The following is a 26082-nucleotide window of genomic DNA, read 5'->3' on the forward strand; positions in this document are numbered from 1 at the left end:
ATCATCAACCGCGCTAACCTGGGTATGGAAGTTATGCACGAGCGTAATGCTCACAACTTCCCCTTAGATTTGGCTGCTGGTGATGTTGCTCCTGTTGCACTTACTGCTCCTTCTATCAACGGTTAATTTTCTGAGATAGAAACACTAGCGTCTATTCTAATAAGCAAGACTGATGAAAAGCACTCTCTTAAAGGAGGTGCTTTTCATCAGTCTTAAATTTTTTAGCCAAAAATTTTTGCAGAAGAATTTTATCCCCAACTATGTCAACAGCAAAACAGTTTACTTACCCAGCTACTCATAAAAGCGACCAAGTGGATAATTACCACGGTACTTTGGTTGCAGATCCTTACCGTTGGTTAGAAAACCCCGACTCAGAAGAAAGCAAGGCTTGGATTGAAGCCGAAAATAAGATTACTTTTGGTTTTTTAGACGAAATTCCTGCTAGAAACACAATTCAACAACGTTTAACTAAACTTTGGGATTATGAAAAGTATGGTATCCCATTTAAGGAAGGTATTGCGGAGACTCGCTATTTTTATTTTAAAAACGACGGACTGCAAAACCAAAGCGTATTATATACATTAAAAACCCTCAATGCGGAACCAAAAGTTTTACTTGATCCGAATAAACTCTCAGATGATGGTACTGTTGCGCTTTCAGGTTTATCTATTAGCGATGATGGTAAACTTTTAGCTTATGGTCTTTCTACTTCTGGTTCAGATTGGCAAGAGTGGAAAGTCCGCGACGTGGAAACAGGTAAAGATTTAGCAGATCATTTAAAGTGGATTAAATTTTCTGGTGCGTCTTGGACAATTGATAATCAAGGCTTTTTCTACAGTCGCTATGATGAGCCGAATGCAAAAACTAAGTTAGAAGATGTCAATTACTATCAAAAGCTTTACTATCACCAACTAGGTAAACCCCAATCGGAAGACATATTAATTTATCATCGTGATGATGAGAAAGAATGGGGATTTAGTGGCGGCGTGACGGAGGATGGACGCTATTTAATCATTTCCGTTTCCCTAGGAACTGATCCTCGAAATTTAGTTTTCTACAAAGATTTAACTGAGCCTAATGCTAAAGTTGTAGAACTAATTAACGAATTTGAGGCTGATTATAGCTTTATTGATCACGATGATAGTGTCTTCTATTTCCGCACAGATTTAAATGCGCCACGCGGTAGAGTAATTGCCATTGATACTCAAAACCCTGCGAAGAAAGGATGGCAAGAAATTATTCCTGAAAGTGAAGCAACATTAGAAAGTGTCAATATTTTGAATAATCAGTTTGTGGCTGATTATTTGCAAGATGCGCGATCGCAAATCAAAATTTTTGACCTTAAAGGCTCATTTGTGCGTGAAGTACAATTACCTGGAGTTGGTTCAGCAGGTGGTTTTAATGGTAAACGTCATGATACAGAAACTTTTTATAGTTTCACCAGCTTTACTACACCAGGAACGATTTATCGTTACGACATGGTGACAGGAAAAAGTGAACTTTTCCGTCAGCCAAAGGTAGATTTTAGTTCTGATGACTACGAAACAAAACAAGTATTATACAGCAGTAAAGATGGCACAAACGTGCCAATGTTTATTACTCACAAAAAAGGCATTAAGTTAGATGGGAATAACCCCACTTATCTTTATGCTTATGGTGGTTTTAATATTCCGCTGACTCCGAGTTTTTCTGTGAGTATGTTGGTATGGATGGAAATGAGTGGTGTTTATGCCATGCCCAATATTCGCGGTGGCGGGGAATACGGTGAAGAATGGCATCAAGCAGGAATGAAGGATAAAAAACAGAATGTTTTTGATGACTTTATTGCTGCTGCTGAGTGGCTAGTTGCGAATAAATATACAAAACCTGCCAAACTAGCGATCGCTGGTGGTAGTAACGGTGGTTTATTGGTGGGTGCTTGTATGACGCAACGCCCTGATTTATTTGGTGCAGCTTTGCCAGCCGTCGGCGTAATGGATATGTTGCGTTTCCACAAATTTACCATTGGCTGGGCTTGGACTTCTGAATATGGTTCGCCAGATAATGCCGAAGATTTCAAAACCCTTTATGCTTATTCACCTTTGCACAACCTCAAAGCCAATACAGCTTATCCTGCCACTTTAATTACTACAGCAGATCATGACGATCGCGTTGTACCTGCTCATAGTTTCAAATTTGCCGCCGCTTTGCAAGCCGCCCATCAAGGTGATGCACCAGTGTTAATTAGAATTGAGACGAAGGCGGGACATGGTGCAGGTAAACCGACAACCAAGATAATTGAGGAAGCTGCGGATAAGTGGGCGTTTTTGGTGCGGACTTTGGATATTCAGGTTTAAACACTCAAACCTGGCGATTTCGCAAGATGTGCGTTAAAACGCCTACAAGGGCAGAATAATTACGGATTATCCTGCCCTCGGCTTTTGTCTTATGCTTCTATTTTCACGCCTTTCCAGAAAGCTACGTAGCCTTCAATATTTTTAGCTTTTTCCTTGGCGCTGGGATAATACCAAGCAGCGTCTTTATTGACTTGTCCATCAACTTCAATGCTGTAGTAGCTGGCTAAACCTTTCCAGGGGCAAGTTGTGTGAGTGTCAGTTTCTTGAAAATACTGCTTATTGATTGCGTCGGCAGGAAAATAATGATTACCTTCCACAACTACAGTATTATCGCTTTCGGCTAGAGTTGCGCCGTTCCAAATTGCTTTAGGCATAAGTGATTTTACGAGTAAACTGTACACCTAATATTTTGACACTATCAACTTATTTGTAGTGGATTTATGATAACTCTGAACTTTTGCCATAAAAGAAAGTGACTCTGAATTTCAGAGTCACTTTCAAATCTTCAGGCGACAGCAATTTAAACTTTCACAATGTACTCATAACTTAAATGAGTGAAAGTTTATTTTCCGGCTTCTGTAATGGGAACCCATTCAGTGTGGAAACTACCTGGCTTATCAAGACGCAGATAGGTGTGTGCGCCGAAGTAGTCGCGTTGTGCTTGAGTCAGGTTTTGGGGCAAGCGATCGCGGCGATAGCTGTCAAAATAATCTAAAGATGCGCTAAATGCTGGTACTGGAATGCCCAGTTGTGCAGCTGTTACGATGACATCCCGCCAAGCTGTTTGTCTGTCGAGAATTGTTTGTTTAAATTCAGGAGCCAATAGCAAGTTAGGTAATGCAGGATTTTCGCCAAATGCTTTCTTGATTTTATTCAAGAAGCCAGCGCGAATAATACAGCCACCTTTCCAAATCCGGGCTAATTCGCCCAAATCCAAATTCCAGTTATATGTTTTGGAAGCTGTAGACAACAGCGCCATCCCTTGAGCATAAGAACAAATCTTAGAGCAATACAAGGCATCCCGGACTTTGTTAATAAAGTCTTTGGTGTCGCCGTTATATTTGCCACTAGGGCCTGTGAGTTGCTTAGATGCTGCTACCCGTTCTTCTTTAATAGAAGAGATAATCCGAGCATTTACCGCTGCTGTTATTGTCGGAATACAGACCCCTAATTCCAGCGCAGTTTGTATAGTCCAACGACCAGTTCCCTTTTGACCTGCTGCATCCACAATCAAATCTACCAGAGGTAGACTGGTGCCTGGGTCAATGTAGGGGAAGATATTAGCTGTAATCTCAATCAAAAATGAGTTGAGTTCGTCGGTGGTGTTCCATTCAGCAAACACTTCGTGAAGCTGATTGTGGTCAAGTCCACCAGCATTCTTTAGCAAGTCGTAGGCTTCAGCAATCAGCTGCATGTCGCCATACTCAATGCCGTTGTGTACCATCTTCACGTAGTGACCGGAACCACCAGGGCCAACGTAAGTTACACAAGGGCCGTCATCAACTTGGGCAGCAATTTTATTGAAAATTGGTGAGAGATACTCGTAAGAACTTTGGGTTCCACCGGGCATTAGTGACGGGCCGTTTAGCGCTCCTTCTTCACCACCACTCACACCCATACCGAGAAACCTCAGACCTAGGGGTTCTAATTCTTCAGTACGTCTTTGTGTATCTTCAAACCAAGAGTTGCCACCATCAATAATTATATCGCCTTCATTTAGCAAAGGTTTTAGTTGCTGAATCACCGCATCCACGGGTTTACCAGCTTGTACCATCACCAAAATCTTGCGAGGACGTTCTAATGCTGCGACGAATTCTTCTAAAGTAAAGGCAGCTTTAACGTTCCGTCCTGGCGCACGCTCGGCCATGAAAGCATCGGTTTTTTCGCGGGAGCGGTTGTATACTGCAATTGGAAAGCCATTACGTTCTACATTGAGAGCGATATTCTCGCCCATAACGGCTAATCCAATCACACCAAAGCTTTGTAGTGTCATAACTAGTTTGGCTAACTCTTGCAGATTCTTTCATCTTTAAGGGTAATCCGAGAGTTTCTCTTATCCCCTAAAGAAGACATTAAGAGTTACTGGGATTGGCAAAAGCTCAGAACTAACAACACATACAACAAGTTTTAAATTGTATCTAAGTCAACAATTGTGACGGAAAATTTGCAAAATTGGAATATCTAGTTTAGGGATTAGGCTACAGGGATAAAGGATTAAATTAAGAATAATTTTTCATTAAATTAAGATAATTTTTCCCGTATCCAATACCTAATGCCCAATAAAAAATAGTTAAGGAGTAACCAAAAATGCTGGCATACATACTAGCTTTGGTGGTCGGTCTTGGTAGTTTAGCACTCTACATATCAGCTTTCTTCTTCCCGGAAATCCATCGCAAGAATGATTTTATTTGGAGTGGCATTGGAATGTTTTACGCTTTAGTATTATGGGTGTTTGCGCCACGCATTTGGGGAGGATTATTACTGGGTCATGTGGCTAGTGTGGCTCTTTTAGTTTGGTTTGGCTGGCAAACTTTATCACTCCGTCGGCAATTAACGCCGCAGATACAACAGACACTAGTTCCCAGTTCGGAAGCCGTGAAAACTTCAATTCAAGAACAGGTAACAAAGTTATCTTTTCAGGAACGCCTAGGAAAGTTGCAACAGGGTTTTAGTAGCACCTTTGGTGGTGTGAAAAATAAGGTACAACAGACTGTCAGTAAAAATCCACCAGCAGAAAAACCAACTGTTGAGATTATTGACAAAACTACGCCCATCCCAGAACAGTCTGCTGATATAGACATTGCACCTACAACCGAGAGTGTACCGGAAGTAGTTCCACCACATCCTCCGTCGCCTGAATTGGTAGAAGCAGCACAAACAGAATCTGAGGAAAAACCAGCGATTCCTGTGGAAGAAATTGCTCCTGATGCGGTATTAGCTCCCCCCGCAGAAGCACCACCGGAACAGATACCGCCGAATAGTTAGACTACGTAAAAGTAATTGGGTATTGGGTATGAAAAATGAAATAGCGCAGCTATCACCTAATACCCAGTACCGAAATGGCGTTTCTCCCGCCGCCATTAATTGAATTTAGTGAAACTCAGCGTTATGCAAATTGACTTTAGATTTTAATGTATTAACTACATCTTCCAGTTATCCTTCTAACAGGATAGGTATCTTTGGTGCTAAACTGCGATTGGTTTTGGGTTGCACTGTTGCTTAACTTAACCTACAAGATCGGCGATCGCACTAACGACTCTATGAAAAATTTACCTCTACTATCTGCTTCCGCCTTTGCGGTTACATCTGGATTAGTTTTCGGGACAATGCAAGCTGCCTCTGCTGCTTCTTTAACTTGGCAATGGAATTATTCGGGTACTGGCATAACAGCAAACGGTAATTTTATTACTAATGATATTCCTGACGATTTGGGTTTTTACCAGATTTTGGGAATTAGTGGGACACGTAATGGTGAAACAATTACTGGTCTGCAAACTACTGGAACTCCAATACCAGGAAACGAACCTTTTGAGGTTGACAATTTAATTAGTCTTAATATTCAACAGTTAACTGGTGACGGTTTTGGGTATTCTACTTCAGGTGGTAACTTTTCTAGTCCGTTTTTCGCTAGTTTTTTGGCGACTCCTGGTTATTTAGAAGTTTTTTCAGCACCGCCAATTGTCCCAGGTTTTGAAAATCTGGATTTGGAAGATAGTGAGTTACCTATTAGTTTTTCTGCAACTATAGTCACTATCCCTGAGCCTACTTCCATCGTTAGCTTACTTGCCCTAGGTACTCTCGGTGCAGCTTCAGCGCTGAAACGTAAGCAACTATCCAGATTCACGCAGAAGGAACTTGCAAAAATTTCCTAAAATTATTAATAAAAATTTAGAATTACTCTTTTAGCGATCCCACCGCACTATAACAATTACAGACAGTAAGTGGGAATTCTAGCTTAACTAGCGATCGCTCCAATTAAACGCCAGTATCTATAGGGTGGAAATTTTTTATTAAACCCGTAAAGAAACCTGGAATATAGTAGAAAATTCTCAACCTCCTCACTACTAAATAAACAATCCTGGGGAGATATGAAAAAATTCTCCTAGTGCTTTTGCTTGAGCTTTACTAATTGCTCTGTTGCCATTTACCACTTCTGAAACTACGCCTTTAGAACCAATAATTCCTACTAAGTCAGATTGTTTCATCCCTCGTGCTTCTATCAAATGTTGTAAGATTGCATGAGGTGATGATGCTTCAATAGGATAATGTTTATTTTCATACTCTTCAATGAGAGTAACTAAAAGCTGTAGTATGGCGGTTTGCTCTGGTGTACGATTTTTACACGCCATTAATTTTTCCACAGTTTCTAGAGTGCGATCGTATTCTTCTTCTGTTGTGATAACTTTAGGCTGAAGCTCTACTAAAAGTTGGCTGTAAGTGGTTGTATTAAAAGAAGTGGTCATATACCTTATCGCCCGCTCGGCGGCGGCCCGTACTAGGAGGATTGACATCCGTTAACGGCGAAGACCCGTATCATGACTTACTCTAATCCTCAAAAGTAAGTATGATTTTTAGCCCCTATCAAATAGTGCAACCTAAGATTAATTGTATCTGAAACATATCAAAAGAAATGGTCATCTTTCCATTTTTCTTTATCATAATCAGCATGAGTTAAAAAATATTTATAGTAGACAGTTTGAATTTCATAATCAATGCTAACAATTAGACGATAAGTATTACCTTTGATGTTGAAGATTGTAAAATTACCTACTACATCTGCTGTTGGGTAAAATTGTCGAACTTCGTTGAAGTTTTGCCATGATGCAGATTTCACAACTTGATACCAAGAGTTAACTGACTCTACTGCATCTGGATATTTACCAGCATCAGCACGTAAATTACGAATGCTGATTAAGTGCATTTTTGATCTTTGATATCAAAACTAAATATCTTTTATTTTGTCGAACTCCAATATGTTCTCAAACTGAGAACATATTGTCAAGTTAATTTTTTGAGCTTCCTGCCATCTTCTATAATTGATAAACCTGCACATATATTCTTAGGCATGAGACTGTGACAGAACCTGGAAGCTACAAAGATACTGTAAATTTACCCAAGACCAATTTTGATATGCGGGCAAACGCCATCAAGCGCGAGCCTGAAATCCAAAAGTTCTGGGCAGACAATCAAATTTTTGAACGCCTGTCGCAAGAAAATCCAGGCGAAATATTTATACTGCATGATGGCCCACCCTACGCAAATGGCTCTCTGCATATTGGTCATGCCTTAAATAAAATTCTCAAAGATATTATTAATCGCTACCAGTTGTTACAAGGGCGTAAGGTTCGTTATGTACCTGGTTGGGACTGTCACGGCTTACCAATTGAATTGAAAGTTTTGCAGAATCTCAAGTCGGCAGAACGGCTAAATTTAACACCTCTGCAATTGCGCCAAAAAGCTAAGGAATTTGCTTTAGCAACGGTGGATGACCAACGCCAAAGTTTCAAACGCTACGGTGTTTGGGGTGATTGGGATAACCCATATCTGACGCTGAAGCCGGAATATGAAGCGGCGCAGATTGGTGTGTTTGGTGCGATGGTGTTAAAAGGATACATCTATCGTGGGTTGAAGCCGGTTCACTGGAGTCCTAGTTCTAAGACAGCTTTGGCTGAGGCGGAATTGGAATATCCAGAAGGTCATACTTCGCGCAGTATCTATGCGGCTTTTCCTGTCACTGGTTTGTCGGAGGCTGCAAAATCTGTTTTGGGAGAGTATCAGTCAGATTTGGGTGTGGCTGTCTGGACTACTACGCCTTGGACAATTCCCGGTAACTTGGCTGTGGCGGTGAATGGGGATTTGAATTACGCTGTGGTGGAAGTTTCAAGTACAGACGCTCAAAGTAATTTTAAATATCTCATTGTAGCGGCGGATTTGGTGGAACGTCTTGCTGTGACTATCTCAGCTGAGTTGACGGTGAAGGCTACTTTTAAAGGGAAGGAGTTAGAACATATTACTTACCGTCATCCTTTATATAACCGGGAAAGTCCAGTTGTAATTGGCGGTGATTATATTACAACTGAGTCGGGTACTGGGTTGGTACATACTGCCCCTGGTCATGGTCAAGAAGACTACATAGTTGGTCAGCGTTATGGTTTGCCTATCCTTGCGCCGGTGGATGATAACGGCAACTTTACCGAGGAAGCGGGACAGTTTGCTGGGTTAAATGTGCTGGGTGATGGCAATCAAGCGGTCATTGATGCGTTGATGGCGGCGGGTTCGCTGTTGAAGGAGGAACCTTACCAACACAAATATCCTTATGACTGGCGGACGAAGAAACCGACGATTTTCCGCGCGACAGAACAGTGGTTTGCTTCGGTGGAAGGATTTCGGGATGAAGCATTAAAGGCGATCGCAGCGGTAAAATGGATTCCAGCCCAAGGTGAAAATCGCATCACCCCAATGGTGGCGGAACGTTCTGATTGGTGTATTTCTCGTCAACGGGCTTGGGGTGTACCCATCCCAGTATTCTACGATGAAGCTACAGGCGAACCACTGCTAAATGCGGAAACTATCACCCATGTTCAAAGCATCATTGCCGAAAAAGGTTCCGATGCTTGGTGGGAAATGTCGATAGAGGAATTATTACCAGAGTCTTATCGCAATAATGGCAAGTCTTACCGCCGAGGTACAGACACAATGGATGTCTGGTTTGATTCTGGTTCATCTTGGGCATCTGTAGTTAAACAACGTCCAGAGTTACACTACCCCGCAGATATGTATTTGGAAGGTTCCGACCAGCATCGCGGTTGGTTCCAGTCGAGTTTGCTGACTAGTGTGGCGGTGAATGACATTGCACCTTATAAAACTGTATTAACTCACGGCTTTGTTTTGGACGAACAAGGGCGAAAAATGAGTAAATCAGTGGGGAATGTGGTTGACCCACAGGTGATGATTTTGGGAGGGAAAGACCAGAAGAAAGAACCCGCCTATGGTGCTGATGTGCTGCGGTTGTGGGTATCATCGGTTGATTACACTGCTGATGTGCGTTTGGGTGGCAATATCATTAAGCAACTCAACGATGTTAGAGGTAAGATTCGCAACACAGCGCGGTTTTTGTTGGGTAGTTTGCACGATTTTGACCCAGAAAAAGATGCAGTTCCTTTCGAGGATTTGCCGCAGTTAGATAAATACATGCTGCACCGCATCCGTGAGGTATTTCAGGAAGTGACAGAAGCTTTTGACAGTTTCCAATTCTTCCGCTTCTTCCAAACTGTGCAGAATTTCTGCGTGGTGGATTTATCCAACTTTTACTTAGACGTAGCTAAGGATAGGTTATATATCAGTGCAAGCAATTCTTTCCGCCGTCGCAGTTGTCAGACAGTAATACACATCGCTTTAGAAAATTTAGCACGAGCGATCGCACCTGTTTTATGTCACACTGCCGAAGATATCTGGCAATATCTCCCTTATAAAACACCATATAAATCAGTGTTTGAAGCTGGTTGGGTGCAGGTAGAGGATAAATGGGATAATTCCGAATTAGCTGAATTTTGGAAAACATTGCGACGACTTCGCACTGATGTAAATAAGGTGTTAGAACAAGCTAGGGTAGAAAAAATGATTGGTTCTTCCCTAGAAGCTAAAGCTTTGATTTATGTCAATAATGAAACGCTACGTACAGGGATTGCAGTGTTAAACCCTGATATCGGTAATGGTGTGGATGAACTGCGTTATTTATTCCTAACTTCCCAAGTAGAATTGTTAGACTCTGCTGACAAACTGCAAGCTTTGAAAACTTTACGTGTTCAAGGCGAGGATAATTGGGAAATTGGGGTAGTGAATGCAGATGGTGAAAAATGCGATCGCTGCTGGAACTATTCAACCCATGTGGGAGAATCAACAGAGCATCCCCTATTATGCGAACGCTGCGTTTCTGCTATAGCTGGCGAGTTTTAAGAAGTAGGGAGTAGAGAATTGGTGACAGGTGACAGATCATTTTCTATAACCTGTCACCTCTCCCCTATAATTTCTGCAACAACTCTTGAGTCAACTGCACAAAAGCCTTAGAACCAGCCGACTGCGGTGCATTCAAAACAGCCGGCATAAAACTATCAACAGCTTTCGCAACATTGATATCAACTGGAATTTGCGCCTTACAAATTTTTTCTACACCAAAATCTTCCACAACGCGGTGCATCACTTGTTTGTAATATCGACCACTTAATAAGTTAGCAGTAGACATACTAAAGACAATTCCCAACATTTTAATATCTATTTTCGCTTCATGTTCGTGACTATCTTTTAATTGCCCAATCCGTCTTTCTAATAATTGAATACCCACTACAGACAAAGGTTCTGGTTTGGCTGGCAGAATATAAAAATCACTAGCAGCTAAAGCACTACGAGTCAATAAATTATAGCCAGGCGCACAATCTAACAAAATAAAATCATACTCATCACGAATTGGTTTGAGGATATTATTTATTAACACCCTCTCAAAGCGATTCCAAATTATTTCAAAATTTTGTTCGCCAAAAGCAAGGGTTTGTTTATGCAGCATTTCTGACACAACAAACTCATCATATAAATCAATATCTCCTGGTAACAAATTTAGTCCAGGAAGTCCACAGACTTGTTCTTGAATAATATCTTTAATCGTCTGTGTTGAGTTAGATTCTGGATTGATAACTTCATCTATTAAATATCTAAATGTCCGTCTGTTTTTGCGGCGCTTGGCAAATTCCAAAGGCGACATCAGACTGAGTGTAGCGCTGATTTGCGTATCTAAATCTAAGACAAGCACCCGCTTACCATGATTTTTCGCCAAGCAAGTAGCTAAGTTGACGGTGATGGTTGTTTTACCAACGCCGCCTTTCATATTGGCAGTAGCAATTACATATCCCATTAGTGAATTCCTCTGATGACGCATTCCCATCTAGGTAGCGTACACCCATCTTAAACACTTGAAACTTCCGCTAAATTTAATATTTGCGGAAAATCAAAAACAAATGCTGTCAAATTATAGCAGTGCTGTATATATTTCATTTTTTTACAAAAATTTAAATATTAATGATACATACTTTTATAAGTAAGTTTATGCCATAATCAAACACATGCAAGCGTTTCACAACAAATTAAATTCTTGAGAGGTAAATAATTTGCCTTTTAATCCTGAGTTGTGCCGTAACGAAAGTGAAGTTGAAAGCAAACTCATAGTTCAATATTTGCTACCACAGCTAGGTTATACTCCTGATACCTGGCATCAAGAAGTAGCCGTTGGTAGCATCCGCTTAGATTTTCTAGCATTTGCTGCACAAGTCCTTCCCTTTGTCGTAGATGCTAACTCACCACTAAGCGTGGTTATGGAAGCAAAGCATCCTAAACAAAACTTAAATAATCATTTTCTCAGACTCAGGCATTATTTAACAAGCTTGAATGTGAAATATGGTTTGTTGACTAATGGAAAGGAAATCAGAATTTATGAAAAATTCGGAGATGATGTTAAGTTAATTTTTTCATGTTCTGGGAAGGAAGTTGAGATAAAAATAGATGAAATTAAATATTTAATCGGTAGAGATACTTACAAAGATGAGCAACTGCTGGATGAAACAGAAATTTCAGTAGTTCCAGATAATCATACAGTTGAAATTAAGGAGCAAAGCTCAATGAAAATAATTGCGGTTTATCATAATAAAGGCGGAGTAGGCAAGACAACTACTGTAGTTAACCTAGCAGCAGCTATTAGAAAGAAAGGTAAAAGAGTTTTAGTCATTGATTTAGATAGTCAAGCTAATACTACATTTGCTACTGGTTTAGTGAAATTTGATGATGAAGAATTTGATGATATTAAAGACTCTAATATTTTTCATGTATTGTCATCAGAAGATTTTTATCCAATCTCAGAAGTTGCTAGAAAATCTAATTTTAGTAATCCAGAAATTTATGTTGTTCCTGCACACATAAACTTGATCCGGCAGGAAACAGAACTTAATGCACTTGATTACAGCCGACTTATCCTGATTGAAAAACTACAAGAAGTAAAAGAACAATATGATATTGTACTCATTGATACTCCTCCTTCTTTAAATTTGTATGCCAAAATTGCCTTGATAGCCGCAAATTATCTCATTATTCCATCTGATTTAAAACCATTTGCTAATCAAGGATTAACTAATGTTAAAGAATTTGTCAAAACTATTAATGCGTTTAGAAAACAGATTAAAAAACCAACAATTGAAGTTATAGGTGTTTTACCTTGTAAAATATCTACAAACGCTAGGTTTGTGCAATCAACATTAAAAAATCGAATAGAAAAGATTTCTAGTCGATATGGTGTTGATGTAATGGATACCGTGATTTACGAGAGAGATGATTTGGCTAAGTGTGCAGAGAAAATCCAAATCATTGGAGATATGGAGATAGCTGATCCAATTTCCGTACTTGATTTTAAGCCAGATTCAACTGCTGCACAGGAATTTGAATTATTAGCAATAGAAGTTTTACAAAAAATAGGTTTATCTTAATGAAATTATCTACATCACTTGTTGCTGTCAAGAAAATTACTTGTAACAAGCCTCGTTCTATTTTTGCAGATGATGATTTGGAAAAGGCTGCTCAGTTAATTTTGGAATCTGAAGGTGTTATTAATCCTATAGTTGTTCGTAGAATAAATCTGCAATCGTATGAGGTAGTAGATGGAGATTTTGAGTATTATGCTGCTGCTAGAGCTAGAGAAATAGATCCTCGTAAAGGTGAAATGATTGGAGTATTTATTATTGAACCTGAAAATGAGGATAACTTAACAAAGCAGGTTAAATTATTCAGAAATATAAACAATAATACTTCAGGAGCGGAAACCTTCAATTCAAAAGATTTAGAAAAATTTCTAAACAATTTAGAGTCACGCTTTGAAAAGATAACTACACAACTTTTGGAACAGGCAACTACTAATATAAAATTAGAAAATGAAATCAAAGAGTTAAAAAAACAAATAGCTAAGAAAGTAGAACCGTTAGAGTTTTTTCAAAAACTTCCACAAGCTGAAATATCTTATAGATTATTAAGTGCTGGTTTGATGAATAAAGCTAAAGCTGAACAGATAGCAGAAACAGCAGTACATGAACGTGAGAAAGAACAGTTTAAATCCATAAATGATTTAATGGAAAGGATTAAAGTGCCGCATGGAAAAAAGATGGTTAGAGGTATAAGTTCTGAAAAAATGCTTGATATAGTAATGTATCTGTTGTCAGATAATTAGCTAACTATGTTTAGCGATCGCAATTGTATCCATGTGTTTAGCTCTTGGTACAATGTTTGTGATTATTCAACTAAAATCTAACTCTAATTACCAACCTATCCCTACTTTCCCAAGATAAAATAACAGCTCTTCATTACTTAGTTACCCTGAATCCCCAGAGAGTTAGTACTCATCATCGCGGAGAATAAAACCAGATTCCTTATTGAGAAAGCCTGCAAGCTGTTTTATCAGTCTCCTAAGTTAGGGCGTTTGCTGGTGTAGAACTTTTTTCCCAAGTCTGGCTATTTTGGTTAGCGCCTATCTTGGGCGCAATTTTGGCAGGATGGTTGTACCTAGCAGTCTTCAGTGAAACAACAGTGGGAGAACGACAAAATATCGAAGAGCTAGTTTAGTTGTGATGAAAAATGATGTTTCTTCTTTAAATGCCAGCATTCTAGGAAGAAATTAGCATTTAGCTAAAACTTTTGGTCAAGCAGCGATCGCTCTCAATACGGTTAGGGTAAGAATTTTTACAAACCCAAAATGCCTGTAGAGACGTTGCATTGCAACGTCTCTACAATCCACTGATAAGGATCTTCATAAAGAATTGGTACTAGGAATTAGAAGTAAAATAAGCTGTATATAGTGCTTTGGAAACTAGTTACTTTGATCCAATACGTTACAAAGTTTTGAAAATATTGCAATTACCCATCAAAACTTTTGCGTAATGCTTGAACAGCTGTAAAACCAAACATTCCTGCTACTAGAGACGCAACATTTCTAGCGCCATTTTGAGGTAAATAATTTATAACAAATATCAGTAGAACTGTAGCTATAGTCATTACCATGCCAGAAGAAAGAGCATTACTCTTATTTTCACTATTACTTGATTCTCTCATCACTAACCTCTTTCAAGTTTATTTTTATTAAATGCTTAACTATTTATTATGAATTCATACCAGTTTCATCGTCTGTCTGATGTGTATCTGTTTGGTTATTCATCAGTGGAGTATTTCCTTCAGGTAAAAACTGAATTTGTTTCTTGAATGAAAAAAGTTCCAGTTCACTTTTTTCTTTTTGAAATTCTAATTCTTTTTTGTGTATTACTTGTAGATACTTACGCTCCTCTTCCAGCTTTACCAACTTAATTGTAGTATCTAGTTTTTCTTCTTGTGATTTTTCTAGTTTTTTCTGTACTTCTTTCATTTCTTCACTGCTATCATCTTTCATACTAGCAAGTGCAATTACATTACCCATGCCAACAAGTCCTGTCTCTGTTTGTCCTGTGATAATGAGATAACCACTAAAAACACTCAATCCCAGGACTAAGTAAGATTTAAGAATGTTACTAATCTTAAACAATCTTAACTCCTCTGTGGTAAAATATAGAGCTTTGAAAAGGTTAAAGGCTTTATGTTAAACACAAAACTAATTCATGGTTTTTACACAATCATCACTGAGATTATCATCAGAAAGTAATACTTAGTAAAGTCAGAGTTGTTAAAAATTCATAATAGTCTTATGATTTTACGTAACTGGGCGTGACAGTTGTCTTAATGTTGCGGGGCAGGACAGAAGTGATGCGGCTGGTTGTAGACTGACCTTAGATAGTATTTCTCACAAAAATATGTCATTTACTTCTACTCCCTCACTACGTGAACAACAACATCCCCTAATTCGCCAGTTAGCTGATAGTATTGAGGGTGTTTGGCATAAGCATTTGCAACTATCGCCATACAATTTGGCAGTAGAGTTAGGGTATGTGGAAGGTAGATTAGAAGGTGAAAGGCTGACAATTGAAAACCGCTGCTATCAAACACCGCAGTTTCGGAAAATGCACTTGGAACTGGCGAAGGTGGGAAATATGCTGGATATTCTGCACTGCGTGATGTTTCCGCATCCAGAATATGACCTACCGATGTTTGGTTGTGATTTAGTTGGAGGTAGAGGTCAAATTAGTGCGGCGATCGTGGATCTATCTCCTGTCCATTTAGATCGAACTTTACCAGAATCCTATACCATTCAACTGTCAACACTCAAAGCCCTTGACTTTTCCCAACCCAGAGAACTACCGGAATGGGGTCACATTTTCTCAGAGTTCTGCCTCTTTGTGCGTCCCAGTTCTCCAGAAGAAGAAGCGATATTCCTTTCTCGTGTGCAAGACTTTCTAGAGGTGCATTGTACTCAGGCGATCGCAGCTACGCCTGTTTCCCCCGAACAAGCCGAACAAATTCTCGCCGGACAACGCAACTACTGTACCCAACAGCAGCAAAATGACAAAACTCGTCGCGTCCTCGAAAAAGCCTTTGGCCATGAATGGGCAGAAAATTATATGACTACAGTATTATTTGACTTACCAGAATGAGTCAATAGTTATTTTCCCTCTGCTCCCTGCTCCTCCGCTCCCTTACCTCTTTCCCTTCCCCATCTGTAGGTTCTGTTACGTTTTCCTGTAACTGATAAATGTAGAATTCAGTTAACGAGAGTTTGATGGAGTCTGACCATAGCCTTAGCTTATTTGGAGCAAATATCCAAATAAATTAGGAGTTACCAAACCTAATTATTGGTTCACTAGCAATTTTAAGGAAACTGTGATGTTAGGGATGCTCTATTTGAGAAAATTGATTGAAAATTCGTAATTGGTAGTTCATAATTAAGTTTTTGATAAAGATTGAGTTTCCATCTGAACCGGGGTTGCTTCTAAAAGCGATGGATTCTCACCAGTCTTTTAATTACGAATTACGCATTACGAATTAGTAATTATTGCATAGCTACCAGTAGCACCATGATTAAAAAATTTTGGCGCTAAGTATTCATTGGAAGCGGTTTTACGCGTTATTTAGTAGAGGTAATTCATCACATCTCTACTAGGTCTAATGCCTTTTTTATATCCATCAACACATTTTTAAATAAACAGGCAACAACCATGTCAAGGGTGACTGAAAAGCCAAGATCAAGGCAACAGATACTTGATCCAGAACAACCTAAGATTTGGTGGGGCATTGCTGTAGCCTTACCAATAGTAATCGCTGCGGGGTTACTAACTACAGCTAAAGTTGAGCAGTTAAAAAAGATAGGCTCATCGGTACCCGTCAAACCAGTTGCTAACAGCATTAGTGCTGTGGGGCGTTTGGAACCGCGAGGGGAAGTGATCAAACTTTCTGCTCCAGCTGCGGGGTTACAATCTGCGTCGCGAGTTAAACAGCTGTTTGTCAGAGAAGGAGAACAGGTAAGAAAAGGGCAAGTGATTGCAATTTTAGACAATCACGAAACTCAGTTAGCGGGTGTAGAAGAAGCAAAAGCCAAATTACAAGAAGCTCGCGCCGGTTTAGCTCAAATTCGAGTTGGTTCACCTAGGGACGTTCAAGCGCAACAAGCGGTAATTGCGCGACTAGATGCTCAGTTACGTGGCGAAAGGGATGCTCAACAAGCCACGATTGCCAGAATTGCGGCGCAGTTAAGTGGAGAAAAATTAGCTCAACAGGCGACAGTCGAGCGCCTCGAAGCCGAATTGCGAGGTCAAAGCGATAGTTTAAGAGCTACCTTGACACGCATCCAAGCCGAACAGCGCAATGCTCAAGTTGATGCTGGACGTTACGATTTCCTGTATGGACAAGGTGCTATCTCTCAGCAAGAACGGGATAGACGACGATTGAGTGCAGTTACGGCTAAACAGCAGGTAGTCGAAACTCAAGCTACTCTCCGACAAGCAATAGCCACTTTGCGTCAGCAAGTTGCGGAAGCTAGAGCAAACCAAATCAAGACTTTAAGTACCTTACAACAGCAGTTGATTGAAGCTAAAGTCAACCGAGATAAAACTGTAGCCACGTTAGGAAGACAACTCGACGAAGAAAGAGCGAGACTCAAAAGATTGCTAGAAGTTAATCCGACTGATGTGCAGATGGCACAAGCACAAATCAGTAATGCGATCGCTAATGTCAGAAGAGCCGACGCAGAACTAAGATTAAGCTACGTCCAAGCACCAACTTCTGGAGAAATTCTACAAGTTTACACCAAGTCAGGCGAAGCCATCAGCGCTAATGGTATTGCTGAAATTGGACAAACTGAACAAATGATGGTCATTGCTGAAGTTCCCGAAGACAGTATTGGTAAAGTGCGTATTGGTCAAAGTGTTACTGTTAGTAGCGATAATGGCGCTTTTGAAGGCGAATTAACAGGAACTGTCGCTGAAATTGGCAGAAAAGTCGGCAAAAAGGATGTACTGAATACCGATCCAGCCGCTGATATAGATGCCAGAGTTGTAGAGGTTAAAATTGCCCTTACATCAGAAGACAGTAGCAAAGTTTCTGGCCTAACCAACGCCAAAGTACTGGTTGATATTAATAACGCATCAGGTTCTAATTAAGCAGAAATAATACTCTCCATTCATCTGAAAAATGACTCAGAAAATACCTTTAGCCTGGCTACAAATGACGCGAGAAAAAACGCGTTTAGCCGTAGCTTTAGCTGGAATTGCCTTTGCCGATATTCTGATGTTTACACAACTCGGATTCCGAGATGCGTTGTATTACAGTAACGTTCAGTTACATAGTAGTTTACAGGGTGACATTGTTTTAATTAACCGCCAGTCGAATGCTATTTTGTCAATGAAAAGCTTTTCTCAACGGCGGTTGTATAAAGCATTAGATTTACCAGCAGTGCAATCAGTACATCCTATATATTTAGATTATACAGCTTGGAAAAACCCTGTTACAGGTCGGTCACGCACCCTACTTGTTTTTGGAATTAACCCAGAACATAATTTATTTAATTTGCCTGGAGTTCAAGAAAATCTAGACAAATTAAAGCTACCTGATGTAGTGTTATTTGACCGTTCATCTCGACAGGAATATGGACCAATTGCTGATAATTTTGAAAAAGGTAAAAATGTCACAGCAGAATTAAGAAGACGCAAAATTAAGGTGGCAGGATTGTTTACTTTAGGGACATCTTTTGGTGCAGATGGTAATTTAATTACTAGTGATGTTAACTTTTTGCGAATTTTTAATACCCGTCAGCAAGGATTAGTTGATATTGGTTTAATTAAATTAAAACCAGGAGCAGATACTAATGCTGTAGCCCAAGATTTACGTCAATATTTACCTCAAGATATCAATGTATTAACTAAACAAGATTTTATAGATTTAGAACGTCATTATTGGGCAAGTAGTACCGCCATAGGTTTTATTTTCAGCTTAGGTACAATTATGGGTTTCATTGTTGGAACCGTAATTGTTTATCAAATCCTTTATACGGAAGTTTCCGACCATTTATCAGAATATGCAACTTTAAAAGCTATTGGCTATACACAAAACTATTTATTAATAGTGATTTTACAAGAAGCAATGTTATTAGCTTGTCTAGGGTATCTTCCTGGCTGGTTTTTTACAATGTTAATGTACCAAAAAGCTAAAGAAGCTACACTTTTACCAATTTTTATGACTTTTGAACGGGCAGTTAGTGTATTAATATTAACAATGATTATGTGTTTTATTTCTGGCGCGATCGCAGTGCGTAAATTACGTTCTGCTGACCCTGCTGATATCTTTTAACTAAATCTGATAAATCCAGCATTAATTAATGATTTTTTTGAATTTATACAATTTTAATTTACTAGTTAAAATATCATGAATACTTGCAGATAATCTCTATAATTTCGAGAAAACCAATAATTTACAACACCAAATTTATCATGAGACAAGAACCTGTAATTGCCATTAAAGACTTGAATCACTACTATGGCAAAGGCTCACTAAAAAGACAGATTTTATTTGATATTAACCTGGAGATTTATCCAGGAGAAATTGTGATTATGACAGGGCCTTCTGGATCAGGAAAAACAACATTACTGAGCTTGATTGGTGGCTTAAGGTCTGTCCAAGAAGGCAGTTTGAAATTTTTAGGTGTAGAACTATTCGGCTCTAGTCAAAATCAATTAGTCCAAATCCGGCGAAACATTGGTTATATTTTTCAAGCCCACAACCTACTAGGATTCTTAACAGCTAGGCAAAACGTACAGATGGCTGTGGAGTTAGAGGACAAAGTTGGCCAAAATGAAGCGATCGCCAGAGCAGAAACCATGCTAACTGCTGTAGGTTTACAAAACCGAATTAATTACTACCCAGATAATCTTTCTGGAGGACAAAAACAAAGAATTGCGATCGCTCGCGCTCTAGTGAATAATCCTTCATTGGTGCTGGCGGACGAACCAACAGCAGCTTTAGATAAACAGTCAGGACGTGACGTTGTAGAAATCATGCAGCGTCTAGCCAAAGATCAAGGAACTTCCATTTTGTTAGTGACACACGACAACCGGATTTTAGACATAGCCGATCGCATTGTCGAAATGGAAGATGGTCTTTTAGCCCGTGACTCTCAAAGCGCAGTCATTAGTTACGATTCGGGAGCATGGAGCGAAAAATCATAAATAAGTAGAAAGGTGCAAATAAACCGAACTATGTAACGGAAAGTAAAGTAGCTTGAAAACCTCTTCCCTTCTGCCTTCTGCCCTCTGCCTCCTGCCTTGTCATAACGACAATTTTTAACCCCGACCTACTTAATACCAATAATTTATAACTATCAACTCAGTACAAACTTCAGCAAAAATTTGCAAAAAGACTCAGCATACCTCTGTCTTGAAAAGTTGAGCCACTGCGTTGGATGGTTTTCCCGGCTTGTAGCAGGTGGCGTTCCTACTGAAGGAAACCCTCCTTAGAACTTTTCGCTGCGTTTAAAAACTCTCTTCCCTCCTCTCCTACCTTCATCTGTAGCTGCACCCCGAAGCCATAACTATTTGACTTGAGGGCTTGGCGCATTTGCTTGGCGACTAGTCCGAAAAGTCACATTCACGCCATCATTAGATTGTTCCAACACCAGTAAAGGTGTGGGTTTAGCTTTTTGATCCCAGTGCATGTGGGCAATTCGACCTTGAATTGTTGGTTGCCAAGTATCCTCATCATCCATCGGGCTAAGATAAGTTTCAATACAGTCAATAATTTGGCTAATTGTGGCAGAAGTCGCTTGTGTCGGTAGCTTCATGAGCTTAATTTCAATCCGAAACAGCACTCGTCTAGCAATGTTTGGCGGCGTACCACTCTCATACTCAACATCAAAAGTTTCGTCTACCTGTCGCCCGGTACTATTAGCTATCCCTACTGTTCCTTGTTGAGCTTGGTTTGGACGTAGGGCTTGAGAAATTTTATCCTTAACTTTGATTTTAATTTGATTCAAAATCGCAAAATGAAACACCTCTTCAGACATCCGCATCCGCAGATAATCTAGGTTAAAGTCCCGCGAGTTTACCAAATCAGGATTAGTTTCCATTTTACGGATAGTGTCTAGGGCGAGTTTGAACTTTTTCTCTAGTTCTCTAGCGCGGAATTTTTCAAACTTGATTTTTTTCTCTAACCTATCCTTCTGGATTTTACCAAACACAATCAAAGCAATCACAGCTACAGCCAACCCTCCAGAGGTAATGAGCAAAAAAGGTGGAGCTTGCGGAGCTTCGCTGGCTGGTGGTTTTTGAGTTACTTTTTTCGTCTTCGGTGGTGGAGATTGGGCAAGAAGTATAGGATTTAGCATGGTGACGATAACTTAAGTTGTCATTGTTTAGAATGCCCAAATCATCAATATCATCTTGCTGTGTTATTGGTATTTTTAATAGCTTTTTATAAACCGCATATGTACTTACAATCAAATGTATCTGTTGGGCAGTCTGCAAATCTTAACCCACTGTCCCAAGCTGCATCTACTTGCTGGAGCAATATTCGCCTGATTGCTACAGATATGGATGGTACTCTGACAAAGGAAGGTAAATTTTCTGCTGCTTTGTTACAAGCTTTAGAAGATTTAACTGCATCTGGAATTAAAGTATTGATTGTGACTGGGCGTTCTGCTGGTTGGGTAAGTGGAATCAGTAGCTTGATGCCGATCGCAGGTGCGATCGCAGAAAATGGTGGTATATTTTATCCAAATGGCAGTGAGCAGCCCATAGGTTTAACATCTATTCCCGACTTAAAATTGCATCGCCAACAATTAGCCGCAGCTTTTGCGGAATTAAAACTAAAATTTCCTCAAATTCAAGAATCTGCTGACAATCGCTTTCGGATTACTGATTGGACATTTGATGTAGCTGCTTTAAATTCAAATGAACTACAAACTTTAGCTCATCTGTGTCAACAAATGGGTTGGGGATTTACTTACAGTACAGTGCAGTGTCATATCAAACCCCAAGGTCAAGATAAGGCTATTGGTTTATTACAAGTATTGCAAGAATATTGGGCTGAATACTCACCAGAACAAGTTGTGACTGTTGGTGATAGCCCTAATGATGAAAGTTTATTTGCTCAACATTATTTTCCCGTTTCTGTAGGCGTAGCTAACGTACTGAAATATGCGAACCAGCTACAATATCAACCTACTTATGTCACTAGTTTTGCTGAAGCAGAAGGATTTTGTGAGCTAGTTAGTCATATCATATCTCGTTGAATGCTTATAGGACTTACGCAAAATATCTCTGAAACTCTCATTTCTCCGTGACCTCTGCGCCTCTGTGGTAGCCTGCGGCAAGCCGCTACCGCGTCTACGTTATTCCGTGACTCGTGCGTAAGTCCTAGCTTACTATTAATTTCACTCATTGCTGATATTGGCAGTCTCTTGTGGTTGTGGTTGCGCGGGGACAACCACAACTCGACCATCTTTAACCACAGTCGAATTTTTACCAGTATTCTTACAGTGGTTGACTAACTCATCCTGGGACTGCTGTTGATGAGAGATATTTTCTTCCTGTTGTTGGTTGAGAACCACCACACAACTAGTGCAAGAAACTGTAGACATAAGTATTAAATTGAGTTCTATATCAATTATCGCTCCCGCGATCGCTTTTAACTGCAAAACTTTACACAAAGGACAGTTAGGATTTTTTCTACCTGGCTCTAAAAACAATATTAGGTAATAGTGTAACTTTTATCTTTCAAAACCTTTTATATTAACGATTGCGTCCCTACATAATCTTGATAATTCTGGATTTATCGACAACTTATGAAAAAATTCCTCAAATACCTGAGTTTAGGGCTGTTGTCCACAGTTTTATCAGCTACTCCTGGCTTCGGAGCCGAGCGCATTAGCTTTTTTTATCCTCCTTTCGGAGAATTTTCTTTAACCACTGAAGCTTTAGAAACCTTTGCAAAAGAAGGCAAAATTACTGGGGAGTTGGAAACCTATGCCCAACGTGCCACACCTGAACAACTGGCACAGCTGCGAGAACTACTCCAGCAGCGCTTTAGTGCCACACCTACCTTAGTATCTCAGTTTACTTATTCCCCTATTGGTGAACAGGTAATAAAACGTTTAGGAGAATTATTGCTAACCGAATCTCGTCAAAATGGTTTTTACGCCCTCCGTGCTGCTTTTATTTTAGCTGCTGCCGATTCTCAAGAAGGCTTGACTGTTGTTAATATAATGCGTAAATTTCCTTCTCCGACTATTAGATTAAATTTCTCTGAAGGAGTAAAGATAGTCAATAACTTATCGGAATTATTCAAAGATAGAGATGCAGTTGTAGCATATTTGCAAAAGCAAGCGATCGCCTCAGCCAGCAATGCAAACATCGATTTTTCTCAAAAGCCAGATTTGCGCCAGCCAGGAGAATTTCGGTTTCAAAAACTTTACTTTGAGCTAAATGACGCTAAACGCGATCGTCGTTTACCAGTAGATGTTTATTTACCAGAAGCCACAACCCAAACTCCCTTTCCCTTAATTGTGATTTCTCATGGTTTAGCCTCAGATCGTTATGCTTTAGCTTACCTGGCGGAACATTTGGTTTCCTATGGCTTTGCCGTGGCTGTATTGGAACACCCTGGTAGTAATGCCGAACGCTTTCAGCAATACTTTTCAGGTTTGGCAAAGCCACCACAACCTAAAGAATTTATCGACAGACCTTTAGATGTCAAGTATGTACTCGATGAACTCCAACGTTTAGAAACATTCAATCCTGCCCTCAAAGGGAAACTCAACTTTCAGCAAGTCGGAGCCATTGGACATTCCTTTGGTGGTTATACTGTTTTGACTCTAGCAGGAGCTAAACTTAACTTTGCTCAACTGCGTCGGGATTGTTATCCCAATAGATCCTTAAATTTATCTCTATTGTTGCAATGCCAAGCAGCTGAGTTATCACCAGCAGATTATGCACTACAAGATCCGCGTATTAAGGCCGTCATGGCCATTAATCCGATTAACAGTTCCATCTTGGGTGAAAGTGGTCTGAGTGAAATCAAAGTTCCTGCGATGTTAGTCACCGGTAGTCAAGATATTTTCGCCCCAGCAATACCAGAACAAATTCGCCCTTTTACCTGGCTGACTGAAGCGAACAAATATCTAGTTTTAATTGAAAATGCCACCCATTTTTCTGCTTTAGGAGAGTCCACTCCTGAGAATAATGTTTTACCCGTGCCTACCGGATTGTTAGGCCCAGATCCTACTGCTGTTTATTCCTATCTCAAAGCCCTAGGTGTAGCTTTTATGGAAACTCATCTCGTCAATAACTCTGAATACAGCCTCTATTTGCAACCATCATATACTCAATATTTTAGTCAAGCACCTTTCAATGTTAGTTTGTTAAATTCTCTGACCACAGAGCAATTTATGCAAGCATTAAAAAATGGCACAAAGCAGAAATCACAATAGTCTTAGCTGCAAATTCTATCTATGTAGAGCATACTTAGGTTTAGCCAATAATTCTTTAAATGTATGTTGATTCGCAAATTGCATTAGTCCACCCATACATTCTGTGAAGCTATCAAAAACATAGTCAATCAACACTAATGCTTTGGCTTTTTGTTCTGCATCTAATTCAATATTGTAGAGAAAATTTTCAGTTTCCTCGTCTTCCATTCCAAGTTGAATATGCCCAGTTTCTACCTTCATGTGGTGTGTACCAAAATAGTAGTATTTTTTATTAGTTATTGCCCGTAATTCTTCACTGACTTGTGCCATTGCTTTCTGTGCTGGGCTTCCTGTTGCTTCAATTGCTTCAATAATAACTATTTTTAGTAATATGTCAGTTTCATAGCGACACATTGCTACTAAATTATTAGAAAGACGGCGAGTTTTAAGTGTTTTATCACTCCACATAAATTTTAGAAAATCACTAAATCGCATTACCTGATCAATCTCTAACGATTCTAAATCTTTAAGATACCATTTCCAGTGACTACCATCTTCAAGGGAGTGCTGGTTAATCATTTTTTGTAGAGGATGATCGCTAGACTCATCTTTGAGGATGTCATTATTCAAATCTTTAAAACTCATGGCAAAGTGAGCTAAACAGGGAACCCAAGCTAATCGCTGATGAGGGTCAATACTGTTATCTGTTAAGAATTGAAAAAAAGGTAATTGGGCAAATTTTTTTTCTTGCTGTTTAATATATTCTAGAACTTCTTTCATATTCGACTCCTATTTTTTGCAATGAGTAATTTTGGCAGTGCTTGAGGCACAAAAATTTAGTTGAAACTTGGTTAATTTCAACAATATTTACAACTCATCAATTATCTGTAGAGGTACAAAACTTTGTATCTCTGCGATATTTGTCGCGTTCCTATTTCAAACTGGAATTAGATATAGGAATCCATTCTGTTTTTGGAAAAAATCTACATACTTAAGCTGTCTTTGAGCTTTGAAATATGAATTTTGATGAATAATTTAGTAATCGTGAACAATCTATAGCCAATATAAACAGTGACTTTGATAAATGGCAACACTTTTTTAGTAAATTCACGTATTTTTTACAAAGCATCATAGGGATTTACTTAAGTAATATCCACTGTCTACCTACAACAATAATGTACTAAAAACATAAAAGAGGGGAAAATATTTCAACTCAGACTGCTGTAGGAGCCTATGTCTATAGGCTTGTACTCAGTAATTTTGCCAAAAATTATCTTAATTAAGTTGTAATTGACATCCTCATCAAGTCAAACAGAGAGATGTGTAGGAAGTTTAACATCAGATCAGTATGTATAAATTTTAATTCACCATCTGAGTGGGCTTATCCGATTGTGTTTCTCCTGATGGCGTTACGCTTTTGCACTCAAAGCTTTTTGCTTTACTAAATGTAATCAATCTCATGATCAGTCTGCTCTAAAACAATGTAAGATTTCTACTTGAAATTCCCACAATGCAAACTAATCAACATATAAACCACAAGTTTAACTGTACTACTGAAAATTTTTAATAAGTGCAAGGCTATGATTTGTCAAGATTATGATTCAGTCTATGCTGTCGATGAACTGCTTAGAAAAATCAGAATTAAGGAAAGTCAATTAAAAATTGCCCAAGAATCTAATCTGCTTCATACATCTGAAGCGTTAAATAATCAAATATTAGATTTACGACGTAAGCTATCGGAGTCACAAGACACTGAAATGCAAGCGTTGATGAGTTTATTAGATGATTGAAGTTGGCGAACTGCTGTAGTTATGCGTAAAGACGCAGTTAACCGCGTCTCTAGCATGA

Annotated in this window: 23 protein-coding genes and 1 pseudogene; 14 read left to right on the forward strand and 10 right to left on the reverse strand. The window is 39.3% G+C overall.

Translation table 11 applies throughout. The annotated features are described in order from the left end of the window. Positions 1-126: pseudogene (locus tag IQ259_RS18315) on the forward strand (photosystem II q(b) protein); the annotation flags it as partial. Positions 127-260: 134 nt separating this feature from the next. Beyond that, a complete protein-coding gene (locus IQ259_RS18320) occupies positions 261-2336 on the forward strand; it encodes a prolyl oligopeptidase family protein (protein WP_193887344.1) in 2076 nt (691 codons plus the stop codon). A gap of 89 nt (positions 2337-2425) precedes the next feature. Here the strand turns inward: IQ259_RS18320 and IQ259_RS18325 are convergent, their stop codons facing one another. Further along, on the reverse strand, positions 2426-2710 hold the full coding sequence (locus IQ259_RS18325) for a DUF427 domain-containing protein (protein WP_193887346.1): 285 nt from the start codon (positions 2708-2710) through the stop codon (positions 2426-2428). A gap of 188 nt (positions 2711-2898) precedes the next feature. Then, positions 2899-4329 (reverse strand): NADP-dependent phosphogluconate dehydrogenase, encoded by a 1431-nt coding sequence (gndA, locus tag IQ259_RS18330; RefSeq protein WP_193887348.1) that lies wholly within the window; start codon positions 4327-4329, stop codon positions 2899-2901. A 314-nt stretch (positions 4330-4643) separates the two neighbouring features. Here gndA and IQ259_RS18335 point away from each other — a divergent pair, with 314 nt between their 5' ends. Then, positions 4644-5321, forward strand: coding sequence for a Ycf66 family protein (locus IQ259_RS18335; protein WP_193887350.1), 678 nt, complete (start codon positions 4644-4646; stop codon positions 5319-5321). 197 nt (positions 5322-5518) lie between these two features. After that, positions 5519-6208 (forward strand): PEP-CTERM sorting domain-containing protein, encoded by a 690-nt coding sequence (locus IQ259_RS18340; protein ID WP_339383937.1) that lies wholly within the window; start codon positions 5519-5521, stop codon positions 6206-6208. Between the two features lie 192 nt (positions 6209-6400). Here IQ259_RS18340 and IQ259_RS18345 read toward each other — a convergent pair whose 3' ends face one another. Then, complete coding sequence (locus tag IQ259_RS18345) at positions 6401-6799, reverse strand: type II toxin-antitoxin system HigA family antitoxin (RefSeq protein ID WP_193887352.1); 399 nt, start codon at positions 6797-6799, stop codon at positions 6401-6403. 158 nt (positions 6800-6957) lie between these two features. After that, the gene (locus IQ259_RS18350; RefSeq protein ID WP_193887354.1) at positions 6958-7257 is read right to left on the reverse strand and encodes a type II toxin-antitoxin system HigB family toxin; all 300 of its coding nucleotides are present in this window, start codon (positions 7255-7257) and stop codon (positions 6958-6960) included. 152 nt (positions 7258-7409) lie between these two features. Here IQ259_RS18350 and ileS point away from each other — a divergent pair, with 152 nt between their 5' ends. After that, positions 7410-10292, forward strand: coding sequence for an isoleucine--tRNA ligase (gene ileS / locus IQ259_RS18355; protein WP_193887356.1), 2883 nt, complete (start codon positions 7410-7412; stop codon positions 10290-10292). Positions 10293-10356: 64 nt separating this feature from the next. Here ileS and IQ259_RS18360 read toward each other — a convergent pair whose 3' ends face one another. Then, complete coding sequence (locus IQ259_RS18360) at positions 10357-11241, reverse strand: ParA family protein (RefSeq protein WP_193887358.1); 885 nt, start codon at positions 11239-11241, stop codon at positions 10357-10359. Positions 11242-11494: 253 nt separating this feature from the next. Between IQ259_RS18360 and IQ259_RS18365 the strand changes: the two genes are divergently transcribed. Together IQ259_RS18365 and IQ259_RS18370 are read left to right on the forward strand one after the other, a co-directional pair. After that, on the forward strand, positions 11495-12859 hold the full coding sequence (locus IQ259_RS18365) for an AAA family ATPase (protein WP_193887360.1): 1365 nt from the start codon (positions 11495-11497) through the stop codon (positions 12857-12859). Continuing rightward, the gene (locus IQ259_RS18370) at positions 12859-13593 is read left to right on the forward strand and encodes a ParB N-terminal domain-containing protein (RefSeq protein ID WP_193887362.1); all 735 of its coding nucleotides are present in this window, start codon (positions 12859-12861) and stop codon (positions 13591-13593) included. Before IQ259_RS18365 ends, IQ259_RS18370 begins: the two co-directional genes overlap by 1 nt. A gap of 683 nt (positions 13594-14276) precedes the next feature. Here the strand turns inward: IQ259_RS18370 and IQ259_RS18375 are convergent. Continuing rightward, positions 14277-14471, reverse strand: a complete 195-nt coding sequence (locus IQ259_RS18375) for a hypothetical protein (protein WP_193887364.1) — start codon at positions 14469-14471, stop codon at positions 14277-14279. 46 nt (positions 14472-14517) lie between these two features. Then, entirely contained in the window at positions 14518-14934 is a 417-nt protein-coding gene (locus tag IQ259_RS18380) for a hypothetical protein (RefSeq protein WP_193887366.1), read from the reverse strand. Between the two features lie 265 nt (positions 14935-15199). On the opposite strand from IQ259_RS18380, the gene IQ259_RS18385 reads away from it, so the two are divergent. The 4 genes from IQ259_RS18385 to IQ259_RS18400 all read left to right on the forward strand — a co-directional run bounded on the left by IQ259_RS18385 (position 15200) and on the right by IQ259_RS18400 (position 19999). After that, positions 15200-15937, forward strand: coding sequence for a phycocyanobilin:ferredoxin oxidoreductase (locus IQ259_RS18385; protein ID WP_193887368.1), 738 nt, complete (start codon positions 15200-15202; stop codon positions 15935-15937). A 561-nt stretch (positions 15938-16498) separates the two neighbouring features. Continuing rightward, on the forward strand, positions 16499-17938 hold the full coding sequence (locus IQ259_RS18390; RefSeq protein ID WP_193887370.1) for an HlyD family efflux transporter periplasmic adaptor subunit: 1440 nt from the start codon (positions 16499-16501) through the stop codon (positions 17936-17938). Positions 17939-17969: 31 nt separating this feature from the next. Continuing rightward, positions 17970-19124 carry an ABC transporter permease DevC gene (devC, locus tag IQ259_RS18395; protein ID WP_193887372.1) on the forward strand — a complete coding sequence of 385 codons (1155 nt, stop codon included), beginning with the start codon at positions 17970-17972 and terminating at the stop codon, positions 19122-19124. A gap of 140 nt (positions 19125-19264) precedes the next feature. Beyond that, positions 19265-19999, forward strand: coding sequence for a DevA family ABC transporter ATP-binding protein (locus IQ259_RS18400; RefSeq protein WP_228014620.1), 735 nt, complete (start codon positions 19265-19267; stop codon positions 19997-19999). Positions 20000-20361: 362 nt separating this feature from the next. On the opposite strand, the gene IQ259_RS18405 is transcribed toward IQ259_RS18400, so the two are convergent. Beyond that, positions 20362-21153, reverse strand: coding sequence for a hypothetical protein (locus IQ259_RS18405; RefSeq protein WP_193887374.1), 792 nt, complete (start codon positions 21151-21153; stop codon positions 20362-20364). A 99-nt stretch (positions 21154-21252) separates the two neighbouring features. Here IQ259_RS18405 and IQ259_RS18410 point away from each other — a divergent pair, with 99 nt between their 5' ends. Beyond that, entirely contained in the window at positions 21253-22059 is an 807-nt protein-coding gene (locus IQ259_RS18410; RefSeq protein ID WP_193887375.1) for an HAD family hydrolase, read from the forward strand. 141 nt (positions 22060-22200) lie between these two features. Here the strand turns inward: IQ259_RS18410 and IQ259_RS18415 are convergent, their stop codons facing one another. Continuing rightward, positions 22201-22515 carry a hypothetical protein gene (locus IQ259_RS18415; protein WP_228014621.1) on the reverse strand — a complete coding sequence of 105 codons (315 nt, stop codon included), beginning with the start codon at positions 22513-22515 and terminating at the stop codon, positions 22201-22203. Positions 22516-22611: 96 nt separating this feature from the next. Between IQ259_RS18415 and IQ259_RS18420 the strand changes: the two genes are divergently transcribed. After that, on the forward strand, positions 22612-24255 hold the full coding sequence (locus IQ259_RS18420; protein ID WP_193887377.1) for an alpha/beta hydrolase: 1644 nt from the start codon (positions 22612-22614) through the stop codon (positions 24253-24255). Positions 24256-24270: 15 nt separating this feature from the next. Here the strand turns inward: IQ259_RS18420 and IQ259_RS18425 are convergent, their stop codons facing one another. After that, entirely contained in the window at positions 24271-25014 is a 744-nt protein-coding gene (locus IQ259_RS18425; protein WP_193887379.1) for a hypothetical protein, read from the reverse strand. Positions 25015-25814: 800 nt separating this feature from the next. On the opposite strand from IQ259_RS18425, the gene IQ259_RS18430 reads away from it, so the two are divergent. Continuing rightward, complete coding sequence (locus IQ259_RS18430) at positions 25815-26024, forward strand: hypothetical protein (RefSeq protein ID WP_193887381.1); 210 nt, start codon at positions 25815-25817, stop codon at positions 26022-26024. Positions 26025-26082: the final 58 nt, after the last annotated feature.

The organism is Fortiea sp. LEGE XX443 (assembly GCF_015206815.1).
GTDB lineage: Bacteria > Cyanobacteriota > Cyanobacteriia > Cyanobacteriales > Nostocaceae > Nostoc_B.